A 25,647-nucleotide genomic window follows, 5' to 3' on the forward strand; every position below is an offset into this window, starting at 1 on the left:
TCCAAGGGCCTCGGCCCCACGTTGCGGCTACGCGGGAAGCCGCCTGCGCGGCGCAGGCCATAGCATCCAAGAGAGGTATAGTCTAATCTGAAACTCGCTAGATTTCAGACCCTTAGGCCGAGCGCCGTCCGCATCGACCGATGGTAGTGGATCATGGCCGGCTCATTGCGGCCATAGACCGTGTGCGTCTGCGCGCCCGATGTCAGCCCGATCTGGATGCTACGCCCGGCCGGGAAATCCTCGCCGGTGACGACGTCGAGCACGAGCTGCATGTTCTTGTCCCAATGGAGACGCTCTTCCTCGGTGCGCGGCGCCTTCGGCACGTAAAGCCCGAGATCCATGACCGAGCGATCCGTGCGTCCGTCGCAGGGGAACACCCGTGCGAGTTCGACATGGTCGCCCTGCACGAGCAGCGCGGTGTTGGGGAACAGCAAATAGACCAGCGTCGTGTTCCACATCAGATCCCACTTGTCCTCGGGCTCGGACTTGAGCCGCTCGAGTTTCCGGCGCGGGAACGTCAGCCGATGGTTGAGGCCGAACGCCTCGAAATCGGTCACGTTGCCATGCAGGATGTCGCGCAGGGAATCGCGATGCAGGAAGCCGACGTGATAGCCCTCGTTGAAGGTGTCGACGACGATCTTCCAGTTCATGGTCTCCGGAATCAGACGCCGGTCGAAGAACGACCAGGTCGCAAATTGGTACGAAGCAAGTTCGTCGGCGAGCCCGCCGAGCCATGGATCGATGTCGAAACTCGTCGAACCGTCCGCGGTCGGGATCACCCATACCAGGCCGTGCTTTTCGCACAGCGGCAGTTCGACCAGCGAGCCGCGTTCGCCGCGCACGTCGGGAAAGCTGCGCTCGTCAGGAATACCCGCCAGCTCGCCGGCCAGATCGTAGGTCCAGGCATGATAGGGGCACGAGAGCAGCCGCGCCTTGCCGCAGCCCTGCGCCACCTTGGCGCCGCGATGGCGGCACACGTTCAGGAAGGCGCGCAGTTTGCCGTCGCGTCCCCTCACGATCAAGACGGGCAGGCCGGCATGGTCGTCGGTGCTGAAGCTCCCCGCCTCCGGCCAGTCCGAAGCAAACCCCATGACCAGCGGATGCTTGCGGAACAGCACCCGCTGTTCCTCAGCCATTCGCTCCGCATCGGTGTAGGCCGTCACCTCGTTACGCCAAGGGCTGTCTGCCATCGCCGTGGTCCGCGTCTCCACGTAGTGCAGCAACCGCTTCAAAAGGTTGATCTGATCCTGCCTGCTCATGGACATCTCCAGCTGGCTGTGGTCTCAAAACCGATCGCCGCGATACGGCACCGTATCACTAGCACGTACCACCTCGAGTTTCAATACGGCACCGTATCGCTTGGGAACAGTCGACGCGGCCTACTCGCCATGATGGCGCAGGCGTTCCAGTTCAATGACGGTAACGCCGCCATACTCGAGCCGCAGCAACCCTTCCTGCTCCAGTCGCTTCAGGCACTGGTTGGCGTTCTGCCGCGAAATGCCGGACAGCGCTCCGATTTCCTCCTGTGTGATCTCGAGGTGACGCGTCATGTCGGGATAGAGTATGGGGTTGAACAGAGAGGCGATCGAGCGCGCGACGCGGCTGGTGGCATCGAGCATGCGGTCGTGTTCCAGCGCCCCGATGAACTGGCCGACCCGCTCGTTGAGCTGCCGGACCAGAAAACGGTTGAACGCGACGCTGTTCTCGAACAGCCAGAAGAAGGTGTTTCGGTCCATCAGCGCCAGGCGGGTGTCGCGCAGCGCGACCACGTCGTAGCGGCGCGGCTCGCTCTTCAGGACGGAGCCCTCCCCGAACCAGGCGCCCGCGGTCATGCCGGCCAGCGTCACGGCCTTGCCGCCGCTCGACACGGTACCCATCCGGGCAAGACCGGTGACGATGCCGGTCCAATAGTCGAAGGCGTCGCCGCGCATGAAGACATACTCGTTGGCGCGAAAGAATTTCTCGACGATGCCGGCCCGGGCAACCTCGATTTCGCGTTCGTTGAGCTCACGCGACCACGCCGCGATGCGTTTGAGGTAATCCACTGCAATCATGATCGCATCGACCGTTGCACCCAAACGTGCTGCACCGCAACAGAAGGCGGCGCGGCAAAATTTCCCGACCAATTGTCAGCCAAAAGACATTTCAAACTATCGCATTGCACTACAGAGGGCCACCTTGGCACCATCGGCCTTTGGCGCGGTGGCGGGGTGCGACACTACCGCGCGTGAGGCGAGACCATCGGCAGACACCGTTAGTCGGATGGCTTGCCCGGCACCGCCGATGTAGGATCGCCGATGCGGTCGAAAACCAGATAAAGAGCGCGACCCAAGCGCCGTGTCCGGAGGGAATGAGTGGCTTACACGTTGGAAGTGCGCGGGGTTTCGCTGCGCTTCGGTGGCGTTCGCGCGCTGACCGAGGTCTCGTTCGGCGTGAACGAGGGCGAATTGTTCTCGATCATCGGCCCGAACGGCGCCGGCAAGACCTCGATCGTCAATTGCATTTCGGGCCGCTACAAGCCGACCGAAGGCCAGTTGTTCTACCGCGACAAGGACATTACCGGCCTCAATCCGAACGCGCGGCCGCGGCTCGGCATCGGCCGCACCTTCCAGAATCTCGCGCTGTTCCACCATATGAGCGTGCTCGACAACATCATGGTCGGGCGGCATCACCTGTTGAAGAACAACTTTATCACGGGCTCGCTGTACTGGCTGACGGGCGCGCGGCGAGAGGAACTCGAGCACCGCCGCAAGGTGGAGGAGATCATCGATTTCCTCGACTTGCAGTCGGTGCGCAAGGCGACCGCCGGCACCCTGCCCTACGGCCTGCGAAAACGCGTCGAGCTCGCCCGCGCCATGGCGCTGGAGCCGCAACTCATCCTGCTCGACGAGCCGATGGCCGGCATGAACTTCGAGGAAAAGGAGGACATGGCGCGCTACATTGTCGATCTCAACGAGGAGTTCGGCATGACGGTGATGATGATCGAGCACGACATGGGCGTGGTGATGGACATCTCCCACCGCGTCATGGTGCTGGATTTCGGGCGCAAGATCGCCGAGGGCGATCCGGCCTCGGTACTCGCCGACCCCCACGTCAAGCGCGCTTATCTCGGCGAAGAGGACGAGATGCTCGTCGATCCCGACGACAAGCCCTCCGCTCCGGAGTGCGCAGCATGATGGATTACGCTGGACGCGTCGCCAAGGCAGATACATTCCCCAAGCTGCTGCGCCTCAATGCGCGGGAACATGGCGGCGAAATCGCGTTGCGCGAAAAGGACCTCGGGCTGTGGCGCGTCTTCACCTGGAATGACTACCAGACGCGCGTGCATGATTTCGCGCTCGGCATGGTCGAACTCGGTCTCGGGCGCGGCGACGTCATCGGCATCATCGGCGACAACCGGCCGGACTGGGTGGCCGCCGAAATCGCGACGCACGCCATCGGCGCCATGAGCCTTGGCCTTTACCGCGACGTGCTGGACGAGGAAGCGGCCTATCTGCTGAGCTACGGCGACGCCAAGCTTGTATTCGCGGAAGACGAGGAGCAGGTCGACAAGCTGCTGGCGCTGGCCGACCGTGCGCCCAATCTCAAGCACATCGTCTATTCCGATCCGCGCGGCATGCGGAAATACGACGATCCGCGGCTGATGGCGGCCGAAAAGCTCGCCGCGATGGGGCGCGAGCACGCCGCGCGCGAGGCAGGCCTCTACGACCGGCTGGTCGATGCGACCAGCGGCGAGGACACCGCGATCCTCTGCACCACCTCGGGCACGACGGCCAACCCCAAACTGGCGATGCTGGCGGGCGGCCGCGTGCTGAAGCATTGCGCGACCTATCTGGCGTTCGATCCGAAGGGACCGGACGACGAGTATGTCTCGGTGCTGCCGCTGCCCTGGATCATGGAACAGGTCTACGCGCTCGGCAAAGGGCTGCTGTGCCGGATGAAGGTCAACTTCGTCGAAGAGCCCGAGACCATGATGCACGATTTCCGCGAGATCGCGCCGACCTTCGTGCTGTTCGCGCCGCGGCTCTGGGAATCGATCGCCGCCGACGTGCGCGCCGGCGTGATGGATGCTTCGCCGCTGAAGCAGAAATTGTTCGATATCGGCATGAAGACCGGGCTCGCGGCGCTGGCGCAGGGCAAGCATTCGATCCTGGCCGACCAGCTGCTGTTCCGCGCGCTGCGCGACCGCCTTGGCTTCACACGGCTGCGTTCGGCCGCGACCGGCGGCGCAGCGCTCGGGCCGGATACCTTCAAGTTCTTCCGCGCCATGGGCGTGCCGTTGCGCACGCTCTACGGCCAGACCGAAATGCTCGGCGCTTACACGCTGCATCCCTTCGAAAAGGTCGACCCGGATACGACGGGCGTGCCGATGGCGGCCGATATCGAGCTTCGTATCGACAACCCCGACATCAACGGCGTCGGCGAGATCGTGGTTCGGCACCCCAACATGTTCCTCGGCTACTACAAGAATCCGGAGGCTTCCGCCGCCGATGTCAAGGACGGTTGGATGCATTCCGGCGACGCCGGCTATTTCAACATCGACCGGCAGCTCGTCGTCATTGACCGCATCAAGGACCTCGCCGAGACCTCCCGCGGTGAACGCTTCTCGCCGCAATACCTGGAAAACAAGCTGAAATTCTCACCCTACATCGCCGAGACGGTCGTGCTCGGCGCCGGCCGCGACACGCTGGCCGCCATGATCTGCATCCGCTTCTCGATCATCTCGAAATGGGCGGAGAAGAAACGGATTTCGTTCACGACCTACACCGATCTTTCCTCGCGGCCCGAAGTCTATGAACTGCTGCGCAAGGAAGTCGAAAGCGTCAACGCCACGCTGCCGGCGGCACAGCGCATTTCCCGCTTCCTGCTGCTCTACAAGGAACTCGACGCCGACGACGGCGAACTGACCCGCACCCGAAAGGTCCGCCGCAGCGTCATCAACGAGAAATATGCCGACATCATCGACGCGATCTACGGCGGCAAGCGCGACATCCCGGTCGACACCGTCATCCGCTTCCAGGACGGCACCACCCAGCGCATCCGCACCACGTTGCGGGTGGTCGATCTCGGCCACGATGCGCCGATGGCGGAGGCCGCGGAATGATGAAGCAGCAATCATACAAGGCGCCCGTTGATGCGCCCTCTCCCCTTGAGGGAGAGGGCATCACCGCCGCTCCCCGCGAACTCGCTTGGGTGAGGGGTATATCTCCACACCTGCGAACGCGGAGAGAACCCCTCACCCGTCTTCGCTTCGCGAAGCCACCCTCTCCCACAAGGGGAGAGGGAATGTCCGTAACTCTCGCGCGTCGAAAAACATGAACACCCAGCTCCTGATCCAGCTCCTGGTCAACGGCCTCGTCGTCGGCACGCTCTATGGCGTGGTCGCGATGTCGTTCGTGCTGATCTACAAGGCGACGCAGGTCGTGAATTTCGCGCAGGGCGAACTGCTGCTGATCGGCGCCTGGGTGTGCTGGTGGCTGCTCACCAAATACCAGGTGCCGTTCTACCTGGGCATGCCAATCACGCTCGTCTTCATGTTCCTGTTCGGCATCGCCATCCAGATCGTGATCCTGCGCCCGATGATCGGCGAGCCGATCATTTCCGTGATCATGGTGACGATCGCGCTGTCGACGGTGTTTTCGGCGCTGATGAAGTGGATGTTCGGCGTCAATCTGCAGCCGTTCCCGCGCATCTTCCAGACCCAGAACGTCAACATTCTCGGGCTGCAGGTGCAGACCGTCTACCTGATGAGCCTTGCGGTATCGGTGGCGATGATGATCGGCATGGCGTGGTTCTTCCGCTTTTCAAAATACGGCCTCGCCATGCGTGCAACCGCCTTCAACCAGCAGGTGGCGCAGTCGCTCGGCATATCCGTGAAAAGCGTGTTCGCGATGGCCTGGGCGATTTCGGCGACCGTCTCCGCCGTCGCGGGCGTGGTGGTGGCCGTCGTCAACGGCGTTTCGGCCGGACTTTCCGCCTACGGCGTCAAGGTGTTTCCGGCGGCGATTCTGGGTGGTCTCGACAGCGTCGGCGGCGCGGTGCTGGGCGGCATCATCATCGGGCTGTTGGAGAATTTCGCGCATTTCCTCGACAGCGAATATCTGCACTGGGGAAATCTCTACGAAATCGCGCCGTTCTACGCGCTCATTATCATTCTCATGATCAAGCCCTACGGCCTGTTCGGCACCAAAGACATCGAGCGGGTGTAAGATTATGGCTGGTCAGACCCTCATTCCCGCCGGCGACTTCCGCACTACTTATGCGGCGGACACCACCGTGTTTCCGACCACGACCAGCCGCAACGCATTGATCGCCGGCATCGTCCTGATCTGCTTTGCACCGCACGTCGTCAACGAATACGTCCTCAGTTTGCTGATCCAGATCGGCATTTTCGGCATCGCAGCGCTTGGGCTGAACATCGTCGTCGGCTTCACCGGCCAGATCTCGATCGGCCACGCCGCCTTCTTTGGCTTTGGTGCCTTCACCTCGGCCTATCTCAACAACCGCTTCGGGATTCCCGTCTTCTTCTGCATTCCGCTCGCCGGCGTCGTGACGGCCGTGGTCGGCCTGATTTTCGGCCTGCCCGCGGCTCGGCTGAAGGGGCTCTATCTCGCGATCGCCACGCTGGCGGCGCAGTATATCCTGCTCGACTTTTTTGCCCGCGCCGAATGGTTCACCGGCGGCAGCGTTCCGGCCAGTGCCGAGCCGTTCTCGATCTTCGGCTACTCGCTGCGCGGCGACAAGAAATACTTCTACGTCGTGCTGGCCTATGTCGTCGTCTGCTATCTGCTGGTGACGAACCTGATCCGCTCGCGCGACGGCCGCGCGCTGATCGCGGTGCGCGACCATTACCTCTCCGCCGAGATCATGGGCATCAACCTGACCAAGTACCGGACGTTGTCGTTCGGCCTTGCCGCCTTCTTTGCCGGCGTCGGCGGCGCGCTTTATGCACACTACAATCAGGTGGTGTCCAACGAAGGCTTCGGCATCGACCGCTCGATCATCTTCCTGGCCATGATCATCATCGGCGGCCTCGGCTCGATCATGGGCACGCTGATGGGCACCGCCTTCATGGTGCTGCTGCCGGAATCGATGGAATGGCTCAGCGTTGCGCTGCGCGGCAGTCCCATCGATCAGTTCCTGGGGTTGAAGAACAACATCGCCTTCCTGCGCGAGATGGCCATTGGCCTGATCATCATCGTCTTTCTGGTGTTCGAACCGGACGGACTCGCGCACCGATGGCGGCAGATCAAGGCGTACTGGAAACTCTACCCGTTCTCGCATTGAGGTCGGAACGGGACGGACAACGAAGACCTCGAGAAGAAACCGGAGGATTATGTCCATGACGATGAAGACACTGCTAAGCACCGCTTCGCTTGCCCTGTTGCTGGCAAGTGCCGCGACGACGTCGCAGGCCCAGGTGAAACTGGGACATCTCGCCGACTATTCGGGTGCGACATCGGACGTTGGAACGCCGTTTGGACAAGGCGTCGCGGACGCCTATGCCTGGATCAACAAGAACGGTGGCATCGACGGCAAGAAGGTCGACGTCGATACGGTCGACTACGGCTACCAGGTGCCGCGCGCGATCGCGCAGTACAAGAAATGGTCGGGCACCGACAAAGTCGCCGCCATCCTCGGCTGGGGCACCGCCGATACCGAAGCGCTGACGGGATTCCTGGCCGAGGACAAGATCCCCGACATTTCGGCGTCCTATGCCGCTGCACTCTCCGACCCGACTGGTGCGGGCGGCAAGGCCAAGCCAGCGCCCTATAACTTCTTCTATGGCCCGAGCTACTCCGACGCGGTTCGCGGCATGCTGACCTGGGCCGCCGAGGACTGGAAGGCCAAGGGCAAGCCCGGCAAGCCGAAGTACGTTCATATGGGCGCGAACCATCCCTATCCGAACGCGCCGAAGGCGGCCGGCGAAGCCATGGCCGCCGAACTCGGCTTCGAAACTCTGCCGCCGATCGTGTTCGCATTGACGCCCGGCGACTACAGCGCGCAGTGTCTGACCCTGAAGAACTCCGGCGCCAACTACGCCTATCTCGGCAACACCGCCGGCTCGAACATCTCCGTGCTCAACGCCTGCAAGGCCGCCGGCGTCGACGTGCAGTTTCTCGGCAACGTCTGGGGCATGGACGAGAACGCCGCCAAGGCCGCAGGTACCGCCGCCGACGGCGTGGTGTTCCCGCTGCGCACCGCGGTGGCGTGGGGCGGCAACGCACCCGGCATGAAGACGGTGATGGAAATCTCCAAGATGTCGGACGCGGCCGGTACCGCCTACCGCCCCGTGCACTACGTCGCCGGCGTCTGCACCGCGCTCTACATGAAGGAAGCCGTCGAATGGGCTGCCAAGAACGGTGGCGCCACCGGCGAGAACGTCAAGAAGGGCTTCTACCAGAAGAAGGATTGGGTGCCGGCCGGCATGGACGGCGTCTGCAACCCCTCGACCTGGACCGACAAGGATCACCGCGGCACGCTCAAGGTCGATCTCTATCGCATGAAGGTCGCAGGCGCGACCGACGCCCCGCTCAACGATCTCGTCAAGAACGGCGCGATCAAGCTGGAGAAGGTCAAGACCGTCGACCTGCCGCGCAAGCCCGAGTGGCTCGGCTGGTGATTTCGCGGATTGCCTCCGGGCGATCCCAACACTCCGTCGTCATCCCCGCGAAAGCGGGGATCCAGTACGCCGCGGCCTCTCGGTCTATCGCAGGCGCCTCTGGAATACTGGATCACCCGCTTTCGCGGGTGATGACGGCAAGAGGTGATCAGACATGACTGAAGCAACTCAAATCGACCGTCCCGCGGCTGCACAAGCCGCCGCGCCGCTGCTCAGCGTCCGCAACATCGAGGTGGTCTACGACAAGGTCATCCTGGTGCTGCGCGGCCTCAGCCTCGATGTGCCGAAGGGTGCGATCGTGGCGCTGCTCGGCGCCAACGGCGCCGGCAAGTCGACGACGCTGAAGGCGATCTCCGGCCTGCTCAAGACCGAGGACGGCGAAGTGATCCGCGGCGAGATCATGTTCGACGGCGCGCGCATCGACGGCATCGACCCTGACAAGATCGTCCGCCGCGGCATCTTCCAGGTGATGGAAGGCCGTCGCATCATCGCCGACATGACGTCGATCGAGAATCTGAAACTCGGCGCCTTCACCCGCACCGATAACGAGATCGGCGCCGACATCGACATGGTGTTCCGTTATTTCCCGCGCCTCAAGGAGCGCACGGGTCTGGCGGGCTACCTCTCCGGCGGCGAGCAACAGATGCTGGCGATCGGCCGCGCGCTGATGGCGCGGCCCAAGATGATCTTGATGGACGAGCCGTCGATGGGCCTGTCGCCGCTGCTGGTGAAAGAAGTGTTTTCCATCATCAAGGAGATCAACCGCGACCTCGGCGTCACGATCCTGCTCGTGGAGCAGAATGCGCGCGCAGCGCTGTCGGTCGCGAGTCACGGCTACATCATGGAACAGGGCAAGGTGGTGCTCGACGGCACGGCGGACGAATTGCGCGACAACGAGGACGTCAAGGAATTCTACCTCGGCGGCGCCGGCGATCAACGCAAGAGTTTCAAGAACCTGAAAAGCTTCAAGCGGCGAAAGCGGTGGCTGTGACCACCACCCGCCACTATTCAGCCGAGCACCTGCTCCGCTTCCGCAACAGCGCACAGCACATGGTAGAACGACGACGCAGGGATGGTGGCGACCAGCGAGTTGCCGTCGCGATCGAACTGGTCGTACCAGCCGCCCGTGACGGGATGGCTGAGATAATGCCGTTCGAGCCGCGCCAGCGCCGCGCGCGCTTCATCCGCGGCCCCCGCCTCGCCCGCTTCGGCCTGCGCGATCCACGCCTTGGCGATTTCGGTCTGCGGCCACAGCCGCCGCGTATGCCGCCTGATGGTGCCGTCGGCGCGCCCTTCATCGACCAGGCAACCCGTCGCCGCGTCGCGATAGCGCAGCGCCGACGCCAGCAGTTCGCCGCGGTAGCGCCCGGTCGGGCAGCCGGTGATGCGCTCAAAGCCCTTCAGGAGCCACGCCCATTCCGCCTGGTGCCCGGGCTCGACGCTGACGGGCTCGATCTTCGAGAAATCCTCTTCGAAGTATTCTCCGAGCACCTGCCGCTGCTTGTCATAAAGATTGGCCAGAAACAGGCTGAAGAAATTGCCGGCCCGGTTCTGGAACACCAGATCATGCGTCGCGTCGAACGCCGCAATCATCGATTCGAACAGATGCATGTGCGGATTCTGCCGGCGCGGCAGCGATACCGGCAAGCCTTCGTGAACCCCGCCATGCGGCGAACGCAGCTCCGTCTCGATGAAGCGGCACAGCGCGTCGATCTCGGTGCGGATTTGCGCATCGGGTTCGAGCCCATAAGCAGTAGCGAGCGCGAGCAGGATGAAGGCGTGATCGTAGGAATCGCGCAGCGGATCGAGTACCGAGCCATCCGGCTTCAGTGTGTGGACGAAGCCGGGCTTGCCGTCGGGCGCCTTCGCCTTCGCCAGCAGGTGCTCGAGCCCCTTCAGCGCGATGGCGCGGCCCTCGGGATACCAGCCCATCTGCGCCGCCTTGGCATAGCAATAGATCTGACGCGCCTGCACGAAAACCCGGCGCGGCGCCGCGCGGTCCGCACGGCCATCCTCATCGAGCCGATCGATGAAACCGCCCGTGCTGTCGTCCCAGCCCTCCGTCGACCACAGCGGCAGGCAATGCTCGATCATGCGAAGCTTCAGCCTCGCGACGACATCGGCCGAATCGTCTGCCACCGCAGCGCTATGCGTTTCAGCCATTGGGTTCCCTGCAACATCTCCGACGCCGGTAGCCGTCTGATACCACGTCAGAAGCGGCGTGCAATCGGCGTCCATGGAAGGCATCAGCCATGACCGAACATTACGACGCCCTCGAAACGCGCGAACCGGCCCAACGCGAAACCGAGCTGTTTTCCCGGCTGCCGGACGTGCTGCGCAAGGCGCTGGCGGCACCGGCCTATGCCGAGCGGCTGCAGGGCATCGATCCCGCTGCCGTGACCAGCCGTGCCGCATTGGCGGGTCTTCCCATCCTGCGCAAGTCGGAACTCCCGGCCCTGCACAAGGCCTCTCCGCCATTCGGCGGATTCGTGGCGGGGCCTTTGGGGTCGTTTGGGCGGCTGTTCACCTCGCCAGGACCGATTTTCGAGCCCGAGCCTGTGCACGCCGATCCCTGGCGCGGCGCGCGGGCATTGTTCGCGGCCGGCTTCCGGCCCGGCGACGTGGTGCTGAACACCTTCAGCTACCATCTGACGCCCGGCGGCTTCATCTTCGACGCCTCGGCGCGGGCACTGGGCTGCGCCGTGATCCCGGCCGGCCCCGGCAATACCGAGCAGCAGTTCGAGCTGATCGAAGCCTATCGCCCGGTCGGCTATAGCGGCACGCCCGATTTCCTCAAGATCCTGCTCGATGCCGCCGCTTCCAGCGGGCGCGACGTCTCCTCGATCAAGCGCGCGATGGTATCGGGTGCTGCGTTTCCGAAATCGCTGCAGGACGACGTGAAGTCCCGCGGCATCGACGCCTATCAGGCGTTCGGCACCGCCGACCTCGGCCTGGTCGCGTTCGAAACCCCGGCGCGCGAAGGCATGGTCGTCAACGAGGACCTCATCATGGAAATCGTGCGCCCCGGCACCGGCAATCCGGTGGCACCCGGCGACGTCGGCGAAATCGTCGTCACCTCGCTCGATCCGCGGCACCCTTGGATCCGGCTCGCGCTCGGCGACCTCACGGCGGCACTGCCGGGCGCAAGCCCGTGCGGACGCACCAACATGCGCATCAAGGGCTGGATGGGCCGCGCCGACCAGACCACCAAGGTCAAGGGCATGTTCGTCCGCCCCGAGCAGGTCGCCGAGATCGGCAAGCGCCATCCCGAACTCGGACGCCTGCGCCTCGTCGTCACGCGTTCGGGCGAAAGCGACCTGATGACGCTGAAGGCGGAGACGGCCTCTACCACCGGCAAGCTCCACGATGACCTCGCCGCGACGCTGCGCGCGGTGACCAACCTCGGCGGCAAGGTCGAGCTGGTCGCGGCCGGATCGCTGCCGAACGACGGCAAGGTGATCGCCGACGAACGCTGACTAGATCAAGCAGCGCATCCCGGAACCTTGCCTAACAGGGAAAACGCGCAAGTGAATGCATGCAGATTGCGCAATTGAGGGCATAAAGCTAAACATTTCTTAGACTTGCGGCCTCTCGTCACCGGCCGGGCACATAAACAGCGAATTTCAGAGCGGCATCAGGGAATATTTTGGACCTGAACAGCGAAACTGCGCGGACATAACACGCAAGTACGGACGCGGGAGCGTTACTTTCTCTTTCCACCTTGGAATTGGTTGGCTCGACTACCTTCGGAGCGGCGTTGGCGCAGCGTTCAGTGCGCTTTGGTCTCCACCCAAGTCCAAGGCTGGCACCCAGCCGAAGCACGCGACCAACGGCAAGCAGAACAACTCCGTCCTGCATCGGCCGCCAACGCTTGACGCAAATCAGTCCGCCCGAGCGCGGGACCAGATGCTGAGCGAAATCGCCAGCCTGGCCGTCGAGAGTGAGCTACTCGCCTGGGCCCAAGACGGACTGCTTCGAAAGAACGCTCTGCTGGAGACGGATGCCCGGTCGATCGAAATCGCCTATCAGCGGAGGCTCGGCGAAGCCGCACTTCCTTCGGGAAATGTGACGGCCTCACCGGCGGACACGTCCATCTCTGCCATCTCACAAGGTACAGCTCCGACGCTCGCGCTGCCAAAAGAGCCTTTGCGCAAGCGAAGCAAGCCCCACCTGTCATTTGTACGAGGACCTTGCCTGGTCTGCAAACAAACCCCTTCGGATCCACATCACCTGCGCAGTCGAGGACATTAGGGCGCTAGGTCAGCGATGAGTTCACAGTACCACTTTGCCGCTCCCACCATCATGATCTGCATCGGCATGGTGACGAAAAGGCTTGGTGGCGAACATGCAGATTGCGCCAATGCCCATTGCTAAACAACTATGGGACGCCAGCCAAACCCGGGGGCAAGAAGAAGCTGAAATTTTGCCTGACCTTTCATCCACATCAAGACACGAGGGGCTAGCAAGATGAATGTCCGCTTCGATACCGCCCCGACTCCTGCACTACCCGAGGAGCTGGACTCACTGTACGCATACGATGAAGACCGCCTGATTGACGCATGCGCGCGGGCACGGCGAGTTCTATGATGGCGATGCGTGAAGGTCAGGCGGCTCGCTGATCGGTGGGGTTGTCGGCTTGGCGCAGGAGCTTCCATTCCCATGGCAGCAGCTCGTGCAGACGGGATACGGGAAGATCGGCGATGCGGGCGAGGACGTCGGCGAGCCAGGCTTTGGGATCGACGTCGTTCAGGCGACAGGTCGTGATCATCGTCAGCATGATGGCGGCGCGGTCAGCGCCACGCAGACTGCCGGCGAAGGTCCAGTTGCGCCTTCCCAAGGCGATGCCGCGCAACGCTCTTTCGGCGGCGTTGTTGCTGAGGCAGATCCTGCCATCGTCGAGGAAGCGGGCGAAGTCGTCCCAGCGCCTGAGCATGTAGTTCATGGGCCTCAGGACCTCGGCGGAGCGCGATAGGGTTTCTCGCTCGCGGAGCAGCCAGGCGTGCATGTCGTCGAGCAGCGGCTTGCTCTGCTCTTGGCGAACGGCACGCCGTTCGTCGGCACTGCGGCCATTGATGGCGCGCTCGATCTCGAACAGGGCGTCCAGACGCCTGACCGCCTCCAGCGCGATCGGGGAGACCGGTTTGCCTTTTTGTCCGTCCCGGGCGGTTTTCTCGATATCGGCCAGTTCGAAGAAGCCCGCCGCGCATGGGCGAAGCAAAATGCCGGCGTGATTGGCATCGCTTTCTTCTGCGGGTCGAACAGCGGCTCGAAGCCATTGTAGCAGTCGGCTTGCAGGATGCCGGTGAAGGCGGCCAGATGCTTCTGCGGATGCTCACCTCGTCGGTCGCTCGAGGCGTAATAGACCGCCGCTGGCGGCGCAGGCCCACCGTAGGGCCGGTCATCCCGCACATAGGTCCAGATTCGTCCGGTCGTGCACTTGCTCTTGGCCAGGATACGGATGGTGGTGTCGTCGCCATGCAGGCGCTCCGCCGCGAGCACATGCCGCTCGATCAGTTGGAACAGCGGCATGACGGCGAAGGTTCCGTGGCCAACCTGGTCGGCCAGCGTCGATAGCGGCAAGTCGATCCTCTCGGCCTTGAAGCGCACGCTCTGGCGATTGAGCGGGATATGCATGCCGAACTTGTCGAACAGGATCGTCGCCAGCAATTGCGGACCAATGAAGCCGCGCGGCGTGGCATGGAACGGTGCGGGCGACTGGCTGATCTTTTCGCAATCGCGGCAGGTGAACTTTTCTCGAACCGTCTCGATCAGCTTGAACCGACGCGGAATCTCCTCCAACGTCTCGGTCACATCCTCGCCCAGCTTCGCCAAGCGCGCCCCACCGCAGCAGGCGCAGGTCGTTGGCGCCTTAATGACGACCCGCTCGCGTTCGATGTCGTCCGGCCACGGCTTGCGCACCGGCCGCTTGCGCGTGAAGGCCCGAACGTTCTGTACCTTTGCAGCCGCGGCACGCGCGGCGAGTTCATCCTCACTCGCCGTGGTGATCAGCTCTTCGAGCTCCAATTCCAACTGCTCGATCAGCCGCGCCGTGCGCTCGGAGCGCGGCCCGTACAGTTCGCGTTTGAGCTTCTCGATCCGCAGCTCGAGATGCGCGATCAGCGCCTCGTTGTCCGACAGCTCCGCCTGCGCACTGGCAGCCACCGCCTCGGCTCGCAGCCGCGCCTCACGCTCGGCCTGCAGCGCCGCCAGGGCACTCGCAAGGTCCGATGGAAGATCGTCCGGCTTCGATATCATGAAGCCATTGAATCAGATCAAGCAGCAGATTCAAACCGTAAAAGCGGCTATCCGGCCCGCGTCGGCCGATGGGTTTCTTGAGGGTTACGCCAATCGATCCCGGACAGCAGATAGCTCAACTGCGCCGGCGAGATCGTTACCGATTCACCGGCAACCGATGGCCAGATGAACTTTCCTCTCTCCAGTCTTTTTGTGAACAAGCAGGCTCCCTGGCCATCGTGCCAGATCACCTTCACAAGATCGCTTCGGCGACCGCGGAACACGAACAGATGACCGCTGAGCGGGTCCTTGCGAAGAACCTCCTGCACCTGGAGTGCCAGCGATGGAAAGCCTCGGCGCATGTCCGTGTAGCCTGTCGCCAGCCACACTCGCGCGCCCGTCGGAACCGGGATCATCGGCGTACCAAAGCATCGAGAACGCGACGTAGCGCGTCTCCATCGACGTCGCCATCGACCCGGATGCAGTGCCCGCTACCAAGATCAATCTCGATGATGCCCTGGCTCTTCCGTGGACGAGCCGCCGTCGTCGTCAATGGCGCTTTGGCCACCTCCCGCGGCGGTGCAGACGGCCCAATCTCGACCGGCACGAACGGCGCTGTACTCGCTTCACCATGCTTGCAAAGCGCTTTGCGCCACCTGAACAGCTGGCTCACATGTAGGCCTGCCACGCGGGCCACCTCGGAAACACTGGCTCCGGGCTCGAGCGATGCTGCAACCAGCCGTTCCTTCTCATCCAGCGACCACCGGCGCCGCCGCGCGACCGATGTGATCACCTCCGCCCGCGAAATCGTCATAGTGCTTCTCCTAGGATTACTCCTAGGACCTGCAGCCCTCGCGTCCCTCAAACAAGACGGCCTCTGGCGGAGGGATACGACTCACTATCGGCCCCGCCTCTGCTGCTGCGAGGTGAATCACCCGAAAGATCTGAGCTGCTGCGCCGCGCAATATTCGCCGATCTTGCACCCCGTTCCGCTATCGAGTGGCTACTGGCTATCGATGTCGTGGAGTTGTCCTGGGAAATCCAGCGCTACAGGATATTGCGCCATAAGCTATTGGAACACCTTCGTGAAACGCTGTCGAACAAGCCCTGCGTCACGTCGATCTCGCCGGACTTCCGCCGGGGACAGAAGATCACGCGCGTCACGAGCTTCAGAGGAATGCACGGATCTGGCGCACGGATCCAACTGCAGCAGCTGAGATCGAGACGCGACTTGCAGTCTACGGCTATGACGCGACTGCAATCAACACGCAAGTCTACCTGCAAGCCCGCGACATCTTCTTGGCTTTTGAAGCTCTGCGAAATAGCGCTTAAAACCGGCGCATGTCTTTGCTCCGAAATGAACAATCGCCGCCAAATGGAAAACAGGCGTAAGCATCATCGCGTGGTGAGCGATCAGCATTGATTGCGTGAGCGACTTAAACAAGCATCTCCCGCTGCCCATACCAATTATTGCTGGCTCTTGCTGACGCGACGCGCCGCATAGACTTACCTTTCCCAACCTGTATCACCTTGAAGAGTTATGACCATACGAGGCACGTGGGGGTCGCATTTCGGTGAGAGCGAAGATTCGCCGCCTGACAACTTTGCTGGGGCCTAGCTAAAGAAGGGCGGCGCGTTTTCCACTACCGATTATATCACCTTCAGAACGGTCCGATGGTAAGGTCGACCGTGAGAGTCAAGTTACCATCCGAGCCTATTGACAATCCTGCTTAAGCTGGTGTTGTGGCGGGCAGCCGTGGCTAAACCCTCGGTTGCGACTTCTGACGCTATACTAGTACCTTTCCAATGATCCAAGATCTTGTTCGCAGGATATGAAGAAAACTCGGCGGAAAGAGGATATTCCTGTGCGGACGGCCTCACAAATGATACCTGCCTCCGGCCCACCGGACTCTAAAGTGCATTCCTCTGCGTCTGGCTCGCACAATACCCCCAATGAAGAAAAACCCAGGGTGCTTGTAACGGGTGCGGATGGGTTCATCGGGCGGCACTTGGTCCCCTTCCTTGCCACGCGGGGATACAGGGTGATTGCCGCATCGAGGGCGACAAGCACCTTCGAGAATCCGAACGTTGCCGCAGTCCCGTTGCCGGATCTCTCGAAGCTGTTTGACTGGTGCCCCCTTCTGGATCAATGCGACGCTGTGGTTCATCTTGCGGGCATCGCTCACAAGCACGCTGGCGACGCCCTTTACGATCGCATCAATCACCGCGCGACATCTGCTCTGGCCCGCGCCATTTCACTCGGCGCGAAGAGACATCTGGTGTTCATTTCTTCCATCGCCGCACAGTCCGGTCCTTGCGCAGATCATGATCTGACTGAAGACGACTTTCCAACACCAAGCAATGCATATGGACGGTCCAAATTTGCCGGCGAACAGGCCATTCGCGCCGCCGGCATTTCGTTCACCATCTTGCGACCGGTCGTAATTTATGGCGAAGGCGAGAAGGGAAATTTCGCTGCCGTCCATCGGCTTTCGCGGCTGCCCGTCCCGTTGCCGTTCGGAGCACTGACCGCAAAACGGTCCGTATTGTCCATTCAGAATTTCAATTTGGCAGTCGAAACGGCCTTGAGCAACCCCCGTGCACGGGGAGAGACTTTTATCGTGTCGGACCCGAAGCCGGTCACCGTCACAAAACTCATCGCGCGTCACCGCGCCAGCCTCGGCAGATCACCTGGCTTGATACCCCTGCCTGAAAGCTGGATCGAGGCGTGCCTGAAGGCCACGGGCCAAATTTCGACTTGGGAACGGATTGGCCGGCCACTGTTAGCTCCGCCGACGAAGCTACTTGCAATAGGCTGGGAACCATTGAGCGAATAGTGTTCGTGGCAGCCAATACATTGGCACTGACACTGCGAACCATTTCCATATTCGCAGAATTCGCAGATAATAGTATCTTGTCGCAGAATGGTAAGATCGCCTCGCAGCCACGCAATAAGACATGCTGCATCGGCAGATCGCTGGGAAGTGGAGAGCACTATCGAACGGCGTGGCGTTCTCGATCGTCTCGCTTCCAGACTTGCAACGATTGGATCGGCGGGCCTGGGATTGACTTTGCCGATCAGATCGCCTGGAAAAATCACTACGATCCGACACTCCTGTCCACGACTAAGATTAAATTTCGCGGCTAGGGCAGTTTTGGCAACATAGCGCTCCGCGCGTTAAGGCAGTGAGATGAAGAGACCAGCAATTTTCTTTGATCGGGACGGCGTGCTGAACGAAGATAGGGGCTACGTCTTCGAAATCAGCCAGCTAAAGTGGATAGATGGCGCACGCGCAGCGGTCAAGGTCGCCAATGATGCCGGATATTTTGTATTCGTGATTACGAACCAATCTGGTGTAGCCAGAGGTCTCTATGAGGAAAGCCATGTTGAAGCGCTACATGAGTGGATGGCGAACGATTTAGCTAGCATCGGAGCTCACATAGATGCATTCGAGTACTGCCCTTTTCATCCCGAAGCGCCAATAGAGCGGTATCGTCAAGCAAGCTATCGACGTAAGCCGGCACCGGGCATGATCAATGACCTCTTGGACCAGTTTCCGGTGGATGCCGGTCGGAGCATTCTCATAGGAGACAAGCCCACCGATCTAGAGGCCGCACGGGCAGCAGGGATAAAAGGCTATTTGTTTAGGGGCGACAACCTCGAGCATTTCTTGAAATCTATCTTGTAATCATACGCGACAAAATTTCTTCCAGCGCCAATTGGCACACGATGCTATGCGGCTTTCTCAGATTTCGGCGGTCTAACCACGCAATAGGCCTCTACCGTTTGTCACAGGATCAGTATTGTCGCTTGAACATCGTCGTGCTGGTGTGAAAAGCGGCCTCGACCTGAATTGGCTACATCCGAGTGATCGCTGTGTGCCGGCTCAAGACGTACGCCACTCTCGTAAAGTTCGACTCTAGAGCGAACCTCGTCGCCGGACTCCGCGAGGTCGTCGAATAGTCTGTTCCTCTCCTTGATTACAGCAAATTTCGAACCCTTAGCTGCGCGAATGGTGGCGTGAATCTGATTTTTCACAGGACTGAAGGCGAAATGTGGATCGGGTGCGTAGCTACGGCTCCAAACCCGTCGTCTTTGAAAATGCTTGAGCAACAGAAGCTCGAAGCGCACTCGATTATCCGACGGAAGGGGGTGGCCTACGTATGTTCGCTGTCTTTCGTCATTTAACGAGCTATTTTGTTAGTTGTACCCCCATCCCAAAAGAATTACGAATAAGAAGTCGCGCATTAGTTGGTCCCGCAAGGTGCGTTTTGAGTATGTCAGATTCGGCATTGGCTGTTCGTCCGTCAGAGACGATTCTGAGGCGCGTGGCATCATGGCCGCGTTCTTGGTTTTGGCTTTTATGCACGGACCTTTATCCAGCCCTTACCGCGGCCGCTCTTCCATGGTCAACGTCGGCCGTCAGTGTGTTCATGGTCGTTTGGCTTATCTGCTTATTTCCAACGATCAACCTGCGGTCATTCTGCCGTTCGCTTAAACAACCAGCCAGTTATCTGCCTCTGGCGCTTCTTGCGCTAGCTCTGCTAGGTTTGTTCTGGGCCGATGATACGTGGGGGGTACGACTGGAGGGCATTGCTCCGGTAGCCAAGCTCGCGGTTATCCCTCTCCTCCTGTATCATTTCGAGCGATCGCATCGCGCCCATTGGGTCTTTATTGCTTTTCTTGGCTCATGCACAATTTTGATGGGGCTTTCCTGGATCGTTTATTTTGCGCCGAGCTGGCGAATTTCAGGAAACGAGGCTGGCGTTCCGGTCAGAAACAGCATCGACCAAACGCAAGCGTTTGCGATCTGCGTCTGTGCGCTTGCTCCAATCTTGTTAGCGTTCTTTGCAAAACGGCGAACTCTGCTGGCCTTCGGGTGCTCCGCTCTGTTGATTGGATTTGTCGTCAACATGGCCTTTATCGCGCTTGCGCGAACGGCCTTTCTTTACTTACCGTTCTTGGCAGCGATCTTTGCGGCGAGATACTTGAGCGGCAAGGCCGCGCTAAAATTCTTTGTTATTGTTGCTGGTGCGGCGGTTTTAGCTGCGTTCACATCCCCATACTTGCGCCACCGCCTTCTGCAGACCGCTGTCGAATTCAAACAGAATGATCAATCGGATATCGCTACCTCAACGGGTCAGAGGTTACTTTATTGGAGCAATTCGTTGGATTCCATCGCAAGGGCTCCAATCCTCGGACACGGCACGGGATCGACCAAGCAATTGTTCGAAAGACTTGCAGAGGGCAAAAGTGGCCCTTGGGCTGACAAGATCCGTAACCCGCACAATCAGACACTGTATGTTGCTATTCAATGGGGATTATTTGGTTGCATCATCCTATTCTCGATGTGGGGCGCTCATCTGCTTTTGTTTCGCGGGCATGGTTTGATCGAGTGGATCGGCTTATCTGTCGTGGCCCAGAATTTTCTGAGCGGTTTCGCTAACTCACATCTGTTCGACTTCCATGCAGGATGGCTGTACGTATTGGGCGTAGGAGTCGCTGGCGCAATTGTCTGCAGAGAAAGTACGAGCCCGACAGTCCGCCATGCAACATGAACTACCGCCGCACCAATGGTGCAGTGAGTGCCGGTGTCCACTGGGTCTGCTTATGTGGTATGACGGTGCCCAGTTCTCCGCCTAACCAACCTATTTCGAGCCATAAGCGACTTGATAGGTCGCGTAAGAAACGCCGAATTGGACCCCGGGACTTGCCGAAAACGCCCACCGGTTCACGGGCCCCTCTTTCCGTCCACGCCGGTGAAGTGATAGAAATCCTGCTCTACTCGTGTTAGTTGCATGATATTCACACTGAACTGGCGCCTATGCAGGTGAGTCGAGAACTGAAATTGGCATTAGCGATAGCTGGCATCATCGGCTATTTCGCGCTCTCCTCTTATTTTAAGTATTCCTATCACCTCTTAGGAAGCGAGAGTGTTGTCCTTCATAGCTTCGAGCGATTGGGAGACTCGCGCCATGCTGTGGTCGCGCATACTTGGGTTCCCAGAGGCGCGCGATTGGGCGAAGCGGATTCCGAGGACGATTACGAGCGCTCGTCCGTAATGTTGTACGAAGACGACAAGCCCCTCGGCCCACCTCACAGCTCACACGCTGACATTATGAAGCTTGGAAGGGGCCGTTTCTCACATTGGCGAGGCCAAGGTTTCGTATTTTCGTCGAGCGACAACAGTGACCCGATGACGAATGGCCGTTTATACCGAGCCGTCCAGCCGATCAAGCCGACGCATGAGCCGTAGTATTGTTTATGTAACTGACTGGCCCGCCGGTTCACGCTGGCGGGCCATGGTCAGTTCCTCATTCTATCATAGATGAGCAAGCACGCTAAGTATTGGCAATGCTGGTTGAACGCCGCATCTAATCCATGTCATGACGAATTTCTTGAACTGAGTTCGTTCAACGGGTATGGCTTCAATTCGGCGACGATGCTGCGCAGCTAACATAACCAGCTTTCGCGTTGAACGCCTATAGTATGCAGCTTTTCCGAAATTCTCTGAGCAGGTTGAAGGTATGATAGGAAAACCGCCTGTTGCACTGATCACCGGCGTCACCGGCCAGGACGGCGCGTATCTTGCCGAATATCTGCTCGGCCTCGGCTATGAGGTCCACGGCATCAAGCGGCGGTCGTCCTCGTTCAACACCGCGCGCATCGATCACCTCTACCAGGACCCGCATTCCCGCAAGGTGCCGTTCCTGCTGCATTACGGCGACATGACCGACTCGACCAACCTGATCCGGCTGATGCAGCAGATCAGGCCGACCGAGATCTACAACCTCGCAGCCCAGAGCCATGTCGGCGTCAGCTTCGAAAGCCCGGAATACACCGCCAATGCCGACGCCATTGGCGTGCTGCGGCTCTTGGAGGCGATCCGTATCCTCGGCATGGAGAAGGAAACGCGGTTCTACCAGGCCTCGACCTCGGAACTGTACGGTCTCGCCCAGGAGGTACCGCAGAAGGAGACCACGCCGTTCTACCCGCGCTCGCCTTACGGCGTCGCCAAGCTCTACGGCTACTGGATCACGGTGAACTACCGAGAGGCCTACGGCATCTATGCCTCGAACGGCATCCTGTTCAATCATGAGAGCCCGATCCGGGGCGAGACTTTTGTGACGCGCAAGATCACGCGCAGCGTCGCCCGCATCGAGACCGGCCTGGAAGACACCCTCTATCTCGGCAATCTGGAAGCCAAGCGCGACTGGGGCCATGCGCGGGATTATGTCGAGGGCATGCACAGCATATTGCAGGCGGATGCGCCCGACGATTTCGTGCTGGCGACCGGCGAGACCCGTTCGGTGCGCGAGTTCGTCGAACTGGCGTTCGCCGAGGTCGGCCGCACCATCCAATGGCGCGGCAGGGGCGTCGACGAAACGGGCGTTGACAGAAAATTCGGCAAGACCATGGTCCGCATCGATCCGGTCTACTTCCGGCCGACCGAAGTCGACCTTCTGGTCGGCGATGCCAGCAAGGCGCGCGAGAAGCTCGGCTGGAAGCCTAAGATCACGTTCGCTCAGATGGTCAAGGAAATGGTCGCAAGCGATCTCGCTGACGCGAGACGGGAGGTGGCCAATGGCAAGCCTTCCGTTTGAGCTGAAAGGCAAGACGGTCTATGTCGCCGGGCATCGCGGCATGTCGGCTCGACGCTGGGTGCGTCGGCTGCTTGACGTCAACCGGTCGGCCGAGCTCGGTTGACGCGCCGGCACGAGGACGGCAAGCCCCGCCTACGAAGCATACCGAACGAAACAGTCGGCTGATCGATCATCAGCGCTACACATTTCAGATGGCCGTCACACATGCACAACTCTGCAAGGCTGATCTTCGCTACTCAGTTCTATCCTCCGGATCCGAGCACGACGGCGGTGTACCTGGGTAAGATCGCCGATACGCTTGCGGTAGATAGCCAAGTCGTCGTAATTTCCGCCACGCCCAACTCGGATTTGCTCAGAGCTGACCCGCACAGCAATCCGGCCGTCATCGAAATCAAAACCTGGAATCCGCGCAAGTCCGCACTCGTGCAACGCGCGGCGGCGGTTTGCCTGCTGGCCGCACGGATGTTCTTCTCGGTCTTGAAGCGAGCAACATCCAACGACGTCGTCTTCTGCATAACGACTCCTTTTACTTTGCCTTACACCGTGTTTCTGGCGGCGAAACTGCGAGGCGCGACGACGCTGCTCCTCATCCACGATCTTTATCCCGAAGCGCTCGAAGTGGCCGGCCTGATCCAATCCAAGTCCTTTGCGGCCCGGCTCATCCGCTTCGCAAACACGATCCTGTTTCGAGGCCTGGACGCCATCGTCGTCATCGGACGGGATGTGCCGCCCCTAATCCTCAAGTATCCAGGCGTCAAACCCGATAAGCTTCACATTATCCCCAATTGGCCCCTGATCCCCATCGGATATCGGAAGGTCGAGCCATCCAACCGTTTCCGCGCTCCGGGTGCTTCCAAATTCATCGTCGGACTGTCTGGCAATCTCGGCTTCACCCATTCTCCTGCAACGGTGTTTGAAGCAGCAAAACTGCTGCAGTCCGAGCGCGACATCCATTTCATCCTGTCCGGATGGGGCGTTGGCTGGAAGGACTTGAATGACCTGTTCGCACGGGAAAAACTCACCAACGTCACGATCCTGAGCCCGGTCCCCGAGGATGAGCTCATTGAGTTCCTGTCCGCAGCGGATCTTTGGATCATACCCTACCGCCGGAATGTCGCCGGCGTGTCGATTCCGAGCCGCCTCTACAATCTCCTGGCCGTCGGTCGGCCGGTCGTTGTCGCGTCAGAGGCAAATTCCGAAGGAGCTCTGGTGCTCCGTGAGCAGGCCATCGGATGGGTCGTGCCGCCCGAGGACCCAGTCGAGCTTGCCCGGGCTATCCAGGAGGCTGCACGGGATCGTAAGGCGACGACCGAAAAAGGAATCCGGGCGGCCGATGTTGCTCACAAATACCGCGAGGAGGCAGCGCTTGCCCTTTACCGCAGTGTCGTCAGCGACGTCAAACACACAAGGATGGGCGAGCCGTAGACTCTGCTGGTATGCGTCGTCCATCACTCGCCGAGACAAGCGCTGCCGCGGCGAACACGTTTGTACAGTTCGATCACCAGCGGCGGCGTGAATGTATCGTAGTCGCGTGTCGTAGTTTTTTCAAAGCACTTTTCGAGACCAGTTTTGACGAGTGGCGCTTGTGGCGACCAAATCAGCCAGGGCGGAAATTTGTCCGGCCGCCGCTGAACGACCAGCCAGTCATAGTCGCTCTCGATCCATCTCTTCGCAGTGGTGTCCGTCCAAACCGACAGTTCATCGAGTTCCTTGATCGTCTGCGCTTCCTGCTCGGCAGTCAGGTTCGGTTTGAGCTGACGATAGGACGAGCCCAGGCTGAGGCTCACGGCCGGAAACCTCATATCCGCGCGCGCTAGCGCCAGCGGGATTCGCGGATCGAGACCAACCACACCGAAGGAGGAGCCTGGCTGCAGCGATTGAGTCAGCATAGCGCTGATCTCACTCACCTCTTGCGGCAGCGCGTCGACGCTGTTGCGGAGCGATGGCAGCCGGTTCGTGCCGGTCAGGCTCCAGGATTGCATCGCTGCAGTCACGACGGCTGCGACGATTGCCACCACCGCAAGGCCTCGCGCCGCTAGCGCGAAAGAGAAATGCCGCAGCAAGCCGTGAATGGCCAGCCCGCCCGCCAGCGCGCCGAGATAATCAAAGTAATTCGCGTAGCTCTGGATGCATATCGGACAGTACGATTGCGAGCCGAGATGATGGAACACCAGCAGGCCACAGTAGGCGGCGACGAACAGCATTATCCAGCCGCGATTGGTGATCCGCGGCAGAAGCGCGACGATCGCCGCGAGCACCACCGCTACCATCGGCAGAAGGTGGTGACCCAGCATCCAGTCCCGCCACATCTCCCAGCCGAACGCGTAGACGAGCAATTCTATCAGCGAGTTCTTCTGCTCGATCGCGACCTGATGGCTGAAACCAAAGGCGTTCGGGAACAGCCGCGGCAGGATGCCGGCATTCATGAGCCAGTCTGTCACTAACGGCACCCAGATCGACACGTAGACAAACCGGCTGCCCCACAGCCAGGCTAGGGTTCCCCAGGTGACCAGAAAGGTCGCAGACGCGATGATATAGACACGCCAGCGGTCGCGACCTGCCCTAACCCACGCGATCGCAAGGCTGAGCGCAATGAACGACACTAGGTTGACCCTGAGCTGATAGATCATCGTCAGCACGACACCGAGGCCAATGGCGAGCGCATAGCTCGCGCGCTTGTCCATCGAGAGCAAAAGATGCAATGCTATGAGCTGCAGGCAGACGGCGTACGTGTAGGGCGTCGCGCTATTAAAATAGAAGATACCATCTTCCGTCAGCGCGAAGACGATGACCGCGAGCGCAATTGGCCAGATCGTGCAGCCAAGCCGACCCAAAAAGGCCGACAACAGCGCGATATTGACGGAGGTGATCAGCAGCGAAAGCGCGCGCGAGGCCACGATGTCGTGGCCTGCGATCCACTGCCATGCGCCGAGCCAGTAGAATAGCAGCGGCTGGTACCAGGTCGCATCCTCAGCGGTGTAGGGCTTCACCTCGCCGCTGACATACCACCACGACTTGATGATGTAGCCGGCCTCGTCGGCCCAGGTGCCTTGCCGCGTCACCGCGAACATGGAGACGACGAGCCAGCCGGTGAGGACCGTCACAAGAACACCGACGCCGGCGGCGTGAAAGCGACGGTCGCGTCTCGAAGCGTGCATGATCCCTGTCCCCTACCCTGTCGGGCG

The 25,647-nt window shown here is 60.6% G+C and carries 20 protein-coding genes; 13 read left to right on the forward strand and 7 right to left on the reverse strand.

Annotated features, from left to right (window positions below; all coding sequences use genetic code 11):
* Positions 1–104: 104 nt before the first annotated feature.
* Positions 105–1,259 (reverse strand): aromatic ring-hydroxylating oxygenase subunit alpha, encoded by a 1,155-nt coding sequence (locus QUH67_RS25745; RefSeq protein ID WP_300942175.1) that lies wholly within the window; start codon positions 1,257–1,259, stop codon positions 105–107.
* A gap of 120 nt (positions 1,260–1,379) precedes the next feature.
* The gene (locus tag QUH67_RS25750) at positions 1,380–2,054 is read right to left on the reverse strand and encodes a Crp/Fnr family transcriptional regulator (protein WP_300942176.1); all 675 of its coding nucleotides are present in this window, start codon (positions 2,052–2,054) and stop codon (positions 1,380–1,382) included.
* Positions 2,055–2,354: 300 nt separating this feature from the next.
* On the opposite strand from QUH67_RS25750, the gene QUH67_RS25755 reads away from it, so the two are divergent.
* The 6 genes from QUH67_RS25755 (at position 2,355) to QUH67_RS25780 (ending at position 9,614) form a co-directional block, all read left to right on the forward strand.
* Positions 2,355–3,176: an ABC transporter ATP-binding protein gene (locus QUH67_RS25755; protein ID WP_300942177.1), complete on the forward strand. Its 822-nt coding sequence runs from the start codon at positions 2,355–2,357 to the stop codon at positions 3,174–3,176.
* Entirely contained in the window at positions 3,173–5,104 is a 1,932-nt protein-coding gene (locus tag QUH67_RS25760; protein WP_300942178.1) for a long-chain fatty acid--CoA ligase, read from the forward strand. Before QUH67_RS25755 ends, QUH67_RS25760 begins: the two co-directional genes overlap by 4 nt.
* Before the next feature lie 211 nt (positions 5,105–5,315).
* Positions 5,316–6,209 carry a branched-chain amino acid ABC transporter permease gene (locus QUH67_RS25765; protein ID WP_300942179.1) on the forward strand — a complete coding sequence of 298 codons (894 nt, stop codon included), beginning with the start codon at positions 5,316–5,318 and terminating at the stop codon, positions 6,207–6,209.
* A 4-nt stretch (positions 6,210–6,213) separates the two neighbouring features.
* Positions 6,214–7,287: a branched-chain amino acid ABC transporter permease gene (locus QUH67_RS25770; protein ID WP_300942180.1), complete on the forward strand. Its 1,074-nt coding sequence runs from the start codon at positions 6,214–6,216 to the stop codon at positions 7,285–7,287.
* A 55-nt stretch (positions 7,288–7,342) separates the two neighbouring features.
* Positions 7,343–8,623, forward strand: a complete 1,281-nt coding sequence (locus QUH67_RS25775; RefSeq protein ID WP_300942181.1) for an ABC transporter substrate-binding protein — start codon at positions 7,343–7,345, stop codon at positions 8,621–8,623.
* Positions 8,624–8,777: 154 nt separating this feature from the next.
* The gene (locus QUH67_RS25780) at positions 8,778–9,614 is read left to right on the forward strand and encodes an ABC transporter ATP-binding protein (RefSeq protein ID WP_300942182.1); all 837 of its coding nucleotides are present in this window, start codon (positions 8,778–8,780) and stop codon (positions 9,612–9,614) included.
* A gap of 17 nt (positions 9,615–9,631) precedes the next feature.
* Here QUH67_RS25780 and QUH67_RS25785 read toward each other — a convergent pair whose 3' ends face one another.
* Complete coding sequence (locus tag QUH67_RS25785) at positions 9,632–10,786, reverse strand: AGE family epimerase/isomerase (RefSeq protein WP_300942183.1); 1,155 nt, start codon at positions 10,784–10,786, stop codon at positions 9,632–9,634.
* An 89-nt stretch (positions 10,787–10,875) separates the two neighbouring features.
* On the opposite strand from QUH67_RS25785, the gene QUH67_RS25790 reads away from it, so the two are divergent.
* Entirely contained in the window at positions 10,876–12,099 is a 1,224-nt protein-coding gene (locus QUH67_RS25790) for a phenylacetate--CoA ligase family protein (RefSeq protein ID WP_300942184.1), read from the forward strand.
* A 1,127-nt stretch (positions 12,100–13,226) separates the two neighbouring features.
* Here QUH67_RS25790 and tnpC read toward each other — a convergent pair.
* The 3 genes from tnpC to tnpA all read right to left on the reverse strand — a co-directional run bounded on the left by tnpC (position 13,227) and on the right by tnpA (position 15,671).
* Positions 13,227–14,878 (reverse strand): IS66 family transposase gene (tnpC, locus tag QUH67_RS25795; RefSeq protein ID WP_300942185.1). Its coding sequence is split into 2 segments (ribosomal slippage): positions 13,227–13,822 and positions 13,822–14,878, totalling 1,653 coding nucleotides; the frame shifts between segments, so codons are not numbered across the junction.
* 47 nt (positions 14,879–14,925) lie between these two features.
* Complete coding sequence (tnpB, locus tag QUH67_RS25800; protein WP_300941317.1) at positions 14,926–15,273, reverse strand: IS66 family insertion sequence element accessory protein TnpB; 348 nt, start codon at positions 15,271–15,273, stop codon at positions 14,926–14,928.
* Positions 15,270–15,671 (reverse strand): IS66-like element accessory protein TnpA, encoded by a 402-nt coding sequence (gene tnpA / locus QUH67_RS25805; RefSeq protein WP_300941319.1) that lies wholly within the window; start codon positions 15,669–15,671, stop codon positions 15,270–15,272. Before tnpA ends, tnpB begins: the two co-directional genes overlap by 4 nt.
* A gap of 1,069 nt (positions 15,672–16,740) precedes the next feature.
* Here tnpA and QUH67_RS25810 point away from each other — a divergent pair.
* The 6 genes from QUH67_RS25810 to QUH67_RS25835 all read left to right on the forward strand — a co-directional run bounded on the left by QUH67_RS25810 (position 16,741) and on the right by QUH67_RS25835 (position 23,887).
* On the forward strand, positions 16,741–17,694 hold the full coding sequence (locus tag QUH67_RS25810) for an NAD-dependent epimerase/dehydratase family protein (RefSeq protein ID WP_300942186.1): 954 nt from the start codon (positions 16,741–16,743) through the stop codon (positions 17,692–17,694).
* A gap of 354 nt (positions 17,695–18,048) precedes the next feature.
* Positions 18,049–18,546 (forward strand): D-glycero-alpha-D-manno-heptose-1,7-bisphosphate 7-phosphatase, encoded by a 498-nt coding sequence (locus tag QUH67_RS25815; RefSeq protein WP_300942187.1) that lies wholly within the window; start codon positions 18,049–18,051, stop codon positions 18,544–18,546.
* Positions 18,547–19,291: 745 nt separating this feature from the next.
* Positions 19,292–20,416, forward strand: coding sequence for an O-antigen ligase family protein (locus QUH67_RS25820; protein ID WP_300942188.1), 1,125 nt, complete (start codon positions 19,292–19,294; stop codon positions 20,414–20,416).
* A gap of 969 nt (positions 20,417–21,385) precedes the next feature.
* Positions 21,386–22,462 (forward strand): GDP-mannose 4,6-dehydratase, encoded by a 1,077-nt coding sequence (gene gmd / locus QUH67_RS25825; protein WP_300942189.1) that lies wholly within the window; start codon positions 21,386–21,388, stop codon positions 22,460–22,462.
* Positions 22,443–22,565 (forward strand): hypothetical protein, encoded by a 123-nt coding sequence (locus QUH67_RS25830; RefSeq protein WP_300942190.1) that lies wholly within the window; start codon positions 22,443–22,445, stop codon positions 22,563–22,565. The genes gmd and QUH67_RS25830 overlap by 20 nt, the downstream gene beginning before the upstream one ends.
* 101 nt (positions 22,566–22,666) lie before the next feature.
* Positions 22,667–23,887 (forward strand): glycosyltransferase family 4 protein, encoded by a 1,221-nt coding sequence (locus QUH67_RS25835; protein WP_300942191.1) that lies wholly within the window; start codon positions 22,667–22,669, stop codon positions 23,885–23,887.
* 23 nt (positions 23,888–23,910) lie between these two features.
* On the opposite strand, the gene QUH67_RS25840 is transcribed toward QUH67_RS25835, so the two are convergent.
* Entirely contained in the window at positions 23,911–25,620 is a 1,710-nt protein-coding gene (locus QUH67_RS25840) for a hypothetical protein (protein WP_300942192.1), read from the reverse strand.
* Positions 25,621–25,647 lie beyond the last annotated feature (27 nt).

Origin of the sequence: Bradyrhizobium roseum, assembly GCF_030413175.1 — a bacterium.
GTDB lineage: Bacteria > Pseudomonadota > Alphaproteobacteria > Rhizobiales > Xanthobacteraceae > Bradyrhizobium > Bradyrhizobium roseum.

Bases quoted from the DNA above. Each gene is read 5' to 3' on its own strand.
- QUH67_RS25745 (WP_300942175.1), bottom strand. From the start codon at position 1,259: ATGAGCAGGCAGGATCAGATCAACCTTTTGAAGCGGTTGCTGCACTAC.
- QUH67_RS25750 (WP_300942176.1), bottom strand. From the start codon at position 2,054: ATGATTGCAGTGGATTACCTCAAACGCATCGCGGCGTGGTCGCGTGAG.
- QUH67_RS25760 (WP_300942178.1), top strand. From the start codon at position 3,173: ATGATGGATTACGCTGGACGCGTCGCCAAGGCAGATACATTCCCCAAG.
- QUH67_RS25765 (WP_300942179.1), top strand. From the start codon at position 5,316: ATGAACACCCAGCTCCTGATCCAGCTCCTGGTCAACGGCCTCGTCGTC.
- QUH67_RS25770 (WP_300942180.1), top strand. From the start codon at position 6,214: ATGGCTGGTCAGACCCTCATTCCCGCCGGCGACTTCCGCACTACTTAT.
- QUH67_RS25775 (WP_300942181.1), top strand. From the start codon at position 7,343: ATGACGATGAAGACACTGCTAAGCACCGCTTCGCTTGCCCTGTTGCTG.
- QUH67_RS25780 (WP_300942182.1), top strand. From the start codon at position 8,778: ATGACTGAAGCAACTCAAATCGACCGTCCCGCGGCTGCACAAGCCGCC.
- QUH67_RS25785 (WP_300942183.1), bottom strand. From the start codon at position 10,786: ATGGCTGAAACGCATAGCGCTGCGGTGGCAGACGATTCGGCCGATGTC.
- QUH67_RS25790 (WP_300942184.1), top strand. From the start codon at position 10,876: ATGACCGAACATTACGACGCCCTCGAAACGCGCGAACCGGCCCAACGC.
- tnpB (WP_300941317.1), bottom strand. From the start codon at position 15,273: ATGATCCCGGTTCCGACGGGCGCGCGAGTGTGGCTGGCGACAGGCTAC.
- tnpA (WP_300941319.1), bottom strand. From the start codon at position 15,671: ATGACGATTTCGCGGGCGGAGGTGATCACATCGGTCGCGCGGCGGCGC.
- QUH67_RS25810 (WP_300942186.1), top strand. From the start codon at position 16,741: ATGATACCTGCCTCCGGCCCACCGGACTCTAAAGTGCATTCCTCTGCG.
- QUH67_RS25815 (WP_300942187.1), top strand. From the start codon at position 18,049: ATGAAGAGACCAGCAATTTTCTTTGATCGGGACGGCGTGCTGAACGAA.
- QUH67_RS25820 (WP_300942188.1), top strand. From the start codon at position 19,292: ATGGTCGTTTGGCTTATCTGCTTATTTCCAACGATCAACCTGCGGTCA.
- gmd (WP_300942189.1), top strand. From the start codon at position 21,386: ATGATAGGAAAACCGCCTGTTGCACTGATCACCGGCGTCACCGGCCAG.
- QUH67_RS25830 (WP_300942190.1), top strand. From the start codon at position 22,443: ATGGCAAGCCTTCCGTTTGAGCTGAAAGGCAAGACGGTCTATGTCGCC.
- QUH67_RS25835 (WP_300942191.1), top strand. From the start codon at position 22,667: ATGCACAACTCTGCAAGGCTGATCTTCGCTACTCAGTTCTATCCTCCG.
- QUH67_RS25840 (WP_300942192.1), bottom strand. From the start codon at position 25,620: ATGCACGCTTCGAGACGCGACCGTCGCTTTCACGCCGCCGGCGTCGGT.